This is a genomic window from Thermococcus sp., assembly GCF_026991495.1.
Taxonomy (GTDB): Archaea; Methanobacteriota_B; Thermococci; order Thermococcales; family Thermococcaceae; genus Thermococcus.
The window spans coordinates 1-6,959 of the sequence record NZ_JALXBJ010000030.1 but is presented as its reverse complement, the minus strand read 5'-3'; the positions used below and the strand labels follow the sequence as shown (position 1 = coordinate 6,959).

The window sequence follows — 6,959 nt, the reverse complement described above, 5'->3', positions numbered from 1 at the left end:
CCACCGTACTCGGAGAGGGCCTCATTTACGATGTACTGGTATTTGAGCTTGGCGGTCTCGTCTTTGAAGATCACGTTGACCCCTTCGTAGCCGTCGTGGACGTAGTGGGGATCCATGCCGAGCCTGTGGAGAACGTTCCTGCTCGACGGGACGTACCAGACCTCGTCGCCTATGTAGTCCTGGAGGGCCGGCTTTACGGCCACGTGATAGGCGTACCACGTTGATGACCCCATCATCCCGATGGCTATCAGAACGAAGATCAACAGCCTCCAATTAAAGCGCATATTCCCACCCTTAGAGGGTACCGCCTCCCCCTTTTAAGCTCTTGCCATCGAGAGGTTTTTAAAGCTCTTAGGGAGTCATCATTGATGGCACTTGAGGGAGTGACGGACGAACTCGTGGCCGCGGCGGTCGAGATGATAAAGCGGGGTCTCGACGAGGGGAAGCTCCGCGCGAGGCTCGGGGAGAACTGGGAGCTGATAGTGGAGATAGCCCGGGCGAGGATAAAGGCGAGGGACAAGTTCTCGCGCGGTGACCTCTGGATGGACTTGGAGGGTCTCCGCTACGCAACCCACGAAGCCGTAGCTAAGTACAGGGCCGAGAGGCTTGGAGAGCTTGGAATCAGAAGCATCGCCGACGTCTCCTGCGGAATAGGGATACAGCTCATCTTCTACGCGATGGAGGTTGAGAGAGCTTATGGAATCGATATAGACCCCCTAAAAATTGAGTTCGCAAAGCGGAACGCCGAGAGGTACGGCGTGGGAAACATCGAGTTCATAAACGCCGACTCCCTCGCGCCTGAGACCGTCGAAAGGGTCAATGCGGAGGTAATCTTCTCGGACCCCGCTCGGCCCCCTGAGATGCCGGAGAGAAAGCTTGAAGACCTACTCCCGAGCCCGTTGAAGGTTTACGATGCGTACTCAAAGAAAACCGATGCCTTCATCTTCGACCTGCCCCCACAGATGAGGCGCGAGAAGGTTCCCTGGAAGGGGGAATTTGAGTACGTAGACCTCTTCGGGGCCTTGAACAGGCTCGCCTTCTACACCGAGCCACTCGCGAAGGCCGAGAGGAGCGCGGTAATCCTTCCAGCAGGGGTCAGGCTTGAGAGCGATCAAAGCTTGGAGAACATCGTGGAATGGGTGACAGAACCGGGCGAATACCTCTACGAGATACCTCAAAGCATAGACTACGCGGACTTGATAAACGAGCTCTTCCACATCCTCCCCTCCGAAGTTAGGATGCTCCTGCGCGAGAAGAGGCGAGTCCTGGCGACGGGAGATGAAGAACTTAGGAGCCCCTACCTCAAGAGAACCTACCGCGTTGTCGGCGTTCTGCCCTTTCACCCCATCAGGATAAACGACTTTCTGAGGAAGGAGGGCTTCGGGAGGGCGACCCTCAAGGTGAGCGTCCCCCAGAAAGAGTACTGGAGACTGAGGAGGAGGATTGAAGCCGGTCTCAGGGGCCATAGGAGGGCCTTCGTTTTCAGGGTTGGGGAGAAAGCTGTAGTAGCGGAAAGCCTATAGCCCCTCGATCTTAGCGTTCCTCATCTTCTTCGAGCCAATGCGGAGCTGCCTGAAGTACTCAACGTGCTCCTCCGGGAGGAAAGAATCCAAACTGGTCTCCTTAAGGCGTTTCTTTCTCTTCCTCGGCGCTTCCCCTTTTTTGATGGAGACCTCTGAGTCTAGGAACTCGTCTATCCTCCTGTACATGATTTCAACCGTCTTAAATAGACCCCCTGGTATAAAACTTTTCCGTCGAAAGGGTTTTATCCCCCGGCTCAAACCTTCGCCAGGTGATATGGATGAGGATCGAAAGGTTGAGGAGTTTCATAGCCGAGAAGGAGCTCGACGGAATTTTGATAACCCACAAGCCCAACCTTTTCTACTTCACGGGCTCTTCGCCGGTTCTCGGCGGCTACCTCGTTGTAACGCCTGACGATGCAACCTTCATAGTCCCCGAGTTAGAATACGAGGAAGCCAAGGAGACCTCAAAGGTTCCAGTTGAGAAGTTCAAAACCGGAAAGGAGCTCTACAAGAGACTTTCGTCCTTCAAGCTCAGGAAACTCGGCATCGAGGGAAGAACGAGCTTTTCAACAATACAGACGCTGAAGGAGAAGGCCAACGTTGAAGATTTCACTCCTGTTGATGACGTCATCAAGGAGCTCCGCATAATCAAAACTCCCGAAGAGCTTAAGGTCATTGAAGCCGCTTGTAGGATAGCAGACCAGGCGATGATGGTCGCTTTGGAGGAGATAAGCGAGGGCAGGCGCGAGAGGGAGATAGCGGCAAAGATGGAGTATGCCATGAAGATGAACGGCGCCGAAAAGCCGGCCTTCGACACGATAATCGCGAGTGGCTCTCGTTCGGCTTTACCCCACGGGATAGCGAGCGACAAGAGGATAGAACGGGGGGATTTGGTTGTTATCGACGAGGGCGCTCTCTATGGGCACTACAACTCCGACATGACGAGAACAATCGTTGTGGGTTCGCCGAACGAAAAGCAGAGGGAAATTTATGAGATTGTTTTGGAGGCCCAGAGGAAGGGCGTTGAGGAAGCTAAACCAGGGATTACGGCCAAAGAGCTCGACACCATAGTCAGGGATGTTATAGCGGAGTACGGCTACGGCGACTACTTCATCCACTCAACCGGTCACGGCGTCGGCCTTGAGATACACGAGTGGCCCGGCGTGAGCCAGAGGGACGAGACCGTTCTCAAACCGGGCATGGTGATAACGGTTGAACCCGGCATCTACATCCCGAAGTTCGGTGGAGTTCGCATAGAGGACACCATCGTCATCACCGAGAACGGGGCTAAGAGGCTAACCAAGACCGAGAGGGAGCTCATCTGACTCCTGTTTTTTTCACTTTAGAGAGTGAGAATGAAGGGCTCCAAAAATTTTATGAGCTGTCCACATAAAAGAAGAGTGGGGAGGGTCATGGAAAACGTCGAGCAGGTTATTCTTCAGGAACTGAGGGAAATCAAGGAAGAACTCAGGGTACTGAACTCCAAGATTGACAATTTCGCTGGATACTTTGAGGTGGACAAGAAGGAACTGCAGGAGCTTCTAGAGGAGCTGGAAGAGACCAAGAGGAATGGGGTTCGCCTAGAGGAGATCCTCGATGAGCTATGAGGTAGTGCTATCCCGGAAAAACCTGAAATTTTTGAGAAACCTATCTCCTAAAGACAGGGCGAGGATAAAGGAATCCCTGCTCAAACTTAGGGAGAACCCGTGGTCAATGCAATACAAAAAATTAAGGGGCTATCCTTTCTACCGTATCCGGGTTGGAGATTATAGGATCATTTACAGCGTTGACGAATCCTCTAAGGCCGTTTACGTGGTTAAGATAGGCCACAGAGAGAATGTTTACAGGGACCTTTGAGGTGAAGAACATGCAGATAATCGAGGAGAAGCCCAAGGAGGGCAAGGTAAAGGTCAAGGCCGAGACGCTTGACGACCTCTGGCACCTCTACCACATAATCGACCCCGGAGATGTAGTTTACGCCAAAACCCTCCGCAAGCAGGCCCAGAGGAGCGATTCTCTGAGGGCCGAGAAGGTCGAGGTAATCCCGGTTTTCCTCGGCGTTAAAGCGGAAAAGATAAACTTCCACAAGTTCGCGAATCAGGTGCGCGTTACCGGCCCGATAGTCTACGCGAGCAGGGAGGACGTTCCCCTCGGAAAATACCACACGATAACCGTCGAGGAGGGAACCGTCGTTACCATTCAAAAGCCCCGCTGGAAGGAGCACCACATAGAGCGCCTGAAGGAGGCTGTAGAGGCCTCCAAAAGGGCCAGGGTTATGATAGTTGTCATCGACGAGGGAGAAGCTGACATGGCCCTCGTGAGGGAGTACGGAGTGGAGATTCTCAACAGCATACGCTACAACCTCGGCGGGAAGCGCTACAACACCGACCGCGAGAGTGAAGAAAAGCGGTTCTTCCACGACGTTGCAAAGACCATGGAGAAGGTTATGGGGCGCGAGAGAGTTGAGAAGGCAATCGTTGCCGGCCCCGGCTTCGTCAAGGAGGACTTCTACAAGTTCCTGAAGGAGAAGTACCCGGAGCTTTCCAAGAGGGTCGTCATAGAGGACACCAGCGTGACAGGTAGAACAGGAATCTACGAGGTCATAAAGCGCGGAACGGTGGAGAGGGTCTACCACGAGAACAGGGTTGCGAAAGAGATTCAGCTGGTTGAGAAGGTTCTCGAGAACATAGCCAAAAACAACGGATTAGCTGTCTACGGTCTCAGAGAGGCAGAGGAAGCGGTTAACTACGGCGCCGTCGAGACGCTTTTGGTGCTCGATGAGCTCCTCAAGGGCGAGCACAGGGAGAAGATCGAGGAGCTGATGGACGCGGTTCGCTACTCGCGCGGTGAAGTGATAGTTGTCAGTTCTGAGCACGAGGGCGGTGAAAAGCTGAAGGCCTTAGGTGGTTTGGCTGCCCTGCTTAGGTTCAGGGTGAGGTGAAAGATGCCCATTCACTCCAGCAAAACAGCCGCTGGTTCATCCGTGCACGGCCCTCCGTTTTTTGCACACTACTAACGGTAGTGTACAAAATCTGAACAGAAAAACCTTAAAAAGTTCAACGTCAAATATTATTTGGTGGTACGACGTGAAAGTTGCAGCGTTACTGCCTGTGGTGCTGATAGTCGGGGCGCTCCTCAACGTCGGGGGCGTCGCGGCGACCCAGGTAAACGGTACGCAGCAGAACGGCCCGTACCAGAGCTTCTGGGAGATACTCATCAGGGAAGGCCAGCTCGTGGTTCAGCTGAACGACTCCCCGTCGGAGTCCACGGCCTCTGAGCTGGTTCTGAACTCAAGGGCGGGCGAAGAAAACGCCGCGAACATATCCGCCGGCATCTGGAAAGCCCTCGTTGAGCTTGAGAAGTCAGGGGTTAAGCTCTACTACTCCGAGGATGAGCTGAGGGAGATGGCCGATGAGATAGCCTCGAAGGGGCTCCCCAACGAGACCGTCTCCGAGCTCAGGAGCGCCGGCTGGACGGACGAGGAGATCAGGGCGCTGCAGGAGTACATAGCAGAGCAGAGGAACCACATCGAGGGCGGCTTCAACATGAAGTACTTCCTCGACAGCTTCGCAAAGGCCTTCATCAGCGTGGGGTGGAAGTACGCGTCCTACGAAGCGTGGGCCATTAAGAAGGGATGGTGGAGGGACCTGAGGAGCCCTCCGACCGCGGGTGAGGAAGCCGTAAACCCCTACATCGGTTCCTACCGTTCGGTGGCCAGCGCCATCAGCGGCAGAAACTCTGGGGCATTTCTCAGCTCAGTGAAGGACATGAGGAAGGAGCTCTACCACCTCCTAACCGAGTCGGCCGAGGTCTACTACCCCAATGGAGGGATTGCCTTCAGGACTGTCTCCTACACCTCCAACGGAAGGGTCGTGGAGATCTACTACTGGCCGAACGCCCTCGATGCTTACCGTGAGCTTTCACGCCTCTACACCCTCGCGGCGGCCATCAGCGACGGCTACTCCACGGACGAGATGTGGGATGTGGCCTCCCAGGAGATCTTGGAGCTCGGGAGGCTCATGACGGTGCGGCTAATCTCAAGCTCGCATTCGAGCAACGCTCCGGTGCCGTATTACCTCGACCTCCCCTCCCTGTCCTTAGGCTCGGCTCCCTACCTGACGGTGGACAGAGTTGAGGTCACGGTCTCGGGCTACTCCTATGACAGGATCTTCTACAGGGTCTTAGTTCACTACACCGTTCACGGGAGCGCCGTTATGGTGCAGAACGTCACGATCTCCTCCGGGGACAGGAGGTACTACCTCAGTCCCGGCATCCTCTACTCTGGCCCAGGGGTCTGGGAAAGCGGGGATTTCTCGATCCCGGATGACTCCCCCAGCTTCAAGGTGGGCGGCTTCGTCAGCGTGAGGTACGGGCCCGGGGAATCACCGGGCGGCGCCGTCCCGACCGGCGGGAAGATCGGCCCCCGCTCCGGGAACTCTTCCGCCTCTTACCTGCCCACCGGAAGCCTCATAAGGGACGCCCTGGCCTTTTACCATGAAGACCTCTACAGGGTCTCCCCCATCAACCCCGCGAACGTCAACTTCACCATTAAGGCGGTCAGAGCTGGAAGCAGAGTACGCTACGAGGCCCAGCTCTACAACTCCAACGAACTTCCGGTTTCGGGGGTGATAAGCCTGTACTCCGAGGTGCCCGATGGGAACTACCTGACGGTGAAGCAGATAAACGTCACCCACGTGGCCCTCGCGCCAAGCGACAACAGGACGGTCTACCTCGGCACCGTTGACTACTCCCGCCCTGGCAGTTACGAGTACTTCGGCATATTCAGGTTCTTCAACTACAGTGAGAGTGATAACGGGGAGGTTCTTATACCTTCCCCTCCCTCTCCTGTTGGCTCGTTGAGGATTCTCGACGCTAAATTCAGTCCGGACCTTCCTAAGGAGGGCGAAACCGTGACCTTTCACGTAACGGTTCAGAGTGCTTACCACTTGAGCAGTAGTGTTAACCTCATGCTCTACATAGACGGGCAGCCGGTGGGGGAAACCTCGGGTACTATAGGCCCGGACTCCACTAAAACCTTCAGCATGAGGTGGTTCGCCGAGGCTGGAACACATTCATACAGGATAACGGCTTACAGCTCGCGGCTGGGGGGCGAAGCCGCCTCCAGCTTGGGAACCTTCATCGGGACAGGAGCTTCCGCCCCACGTGTGAACGGTGGGGGCGGTTCAAACAGCATAAACGGCACCATCAGAGTCAGCCACAACTATCAGATTTTTGGGGCAGCACTCAAAGTTTTCCCGAGGGAAGTTGCTGGTGGGGGGACGGTTTACTTTACTGTTGAGGTTAGGAACTTTGAGAATACTGCTTTATCGCTGGTTGGTTTTGTTGAGGATGGGAATAGGGCAGTAATCAAGAGGATTGATGGTTTAGAGGGCAGGATTCCGGCTAATGGTGAGAAGAACATCAACTTCTCCTACA

The 6,959-nt window shown here is 55.0% G+C and carries 7 protein-coding genes and 1 pseudogene; 6 read left to right on the top strand and 2 right to left on the bottom strand.

Annotated elements, in window-relative coordinates; translation table 11 throughout:
- Positions 1-284 (bottom strand): annotated as a pseudogene (locus MVB78_RS03835) (dolichyl-phosphate-mannose--protein mannosyltransferase); the annotation flags it as partial.
- Positions 285-368: 84 nt separating this feature from the next.
- Here MVB78_RS03835 and MVB78_RS03830 point away from each other — a divergent pair.
- Complete coding sequence (locus tag MVB78_RS03830) at positions 369-1,523, top strand: methyltransferase domain-containing protein (protein ID WP_297488057.1); 1,155 nt, start codon at positions 369-371, stop codon at positions 1,521-1,523.
- On the opposite strand, the gene MVB78_RS03825 is transcribed toward MVB78_RS03830, so the two are convergent.
- Positions 1,518-1,709, bottom strand: a complete 192-nt coding sequence (locus MVB78_RS03825) for a PCNA-inhibitor (protein WP_297488054.1) — start codon at positions 1,707-1,709, stop codon at positions 1,518-1,520. The genes MVB78_RS03830 and MVB78_RS03825 overlap by 6 nt on opposite strands.
- Positions 1,710-1,795: 86 nt before the next feature.
- Here MVB78_RS03825 and pepQ point away from each other — a divergent pair, with 86 nt between their 5' ends.
- From pepQ to MVB78_RS03800, 5 genes are all read left to right on the top strand, one after another.
- Positions 1,796-2,848, top strand: coding sequence for a Xaa-Pro dipeptidase PepQ (gene pepQ / locus MVB78_RS03820; RefSeq protein WP_297488062.1), 1,053 nt, complete (start codon positions 1,796-1,798; stop codon positions 2,846-2,848).
- Positions 2,849-2,923: 75 nt separating this feature from the next.
- Positions 2,924-3,130 carry a hypothetical protein gene (locus MVB78_RS03815; protein WP_297488051.1) on the top strand — a complete coding sequence of 69 codons (207 nt, stop codon included), beginning with the start codon at positions 2,924-2,926 and terminating at the stop codon, positions 3,128-3,130.
- Positions 3,120-3,380, top strand: coding sequence for a type II toxin-antitoxin system RelE/ParE family toxin (locus MVB78_RS03810; protein ID WP_297488048.1), 261 nt, complete (start codon positions 3,120-3,122; stop codon positions 3,378-3,380). The genes MVB78_RS03815 and MVB78_RS03810 overlap by 11 nt, the downstream gene beginning before the upstream one ends.
- Before the next feature lie 10 nt (positions 3,381-3,390).
- A complete protein-coding gene (locus MVB78_RS03805; protein WP_297488044.1) occupies positions 3,391-4,464 on the top strand; it encodes an mRNA surveillance protein pelota in 1,074 nt (357 codons plus the stop codon).
- 145 nt (positions 4,465-4,609) lie between these two features.
- Positions 4,610-6,959 (top strand): hypothetical protein (locus MVB78_RS03800; protein ID WP_297488040.1); only part of this gene is annotated, 2,350 nt, incomplete at its 3' end.

Excerpts from the sequence above, each read along its gene's own strand:
- MVB78_RS03830 (WP_297488057.1), top strand. The coding sequence starts at position 369 with ATGGCACTTGAGGGAGTGACGGACGAACTCGTGGCCGCGGCGGTCGAG.
- MVB78_RS03825 (WP_297488054.1), bottom strand. The coding sequence starts at position 1,709 with ATGTACAGGAGGATAGACGAGTTCCTAGACTCAGAGGTCTCCATCAAA.
- MVB78_RS03810 (WP_297488048.1), top strand. The coding sequence starts at position 3,120 with ATGAGCTATGAGGTAGTGCTATCCCGGAAAAACCTGAAATTTTTGAGA.
- MVB78_RS03805 (WP_297488044.1), top strand. The coding sequence starts at position 3,391 with ATGCAGATAATCGAGGAGAAGCCCAAGGAGGGCAAGGTAAAGGTCAAG.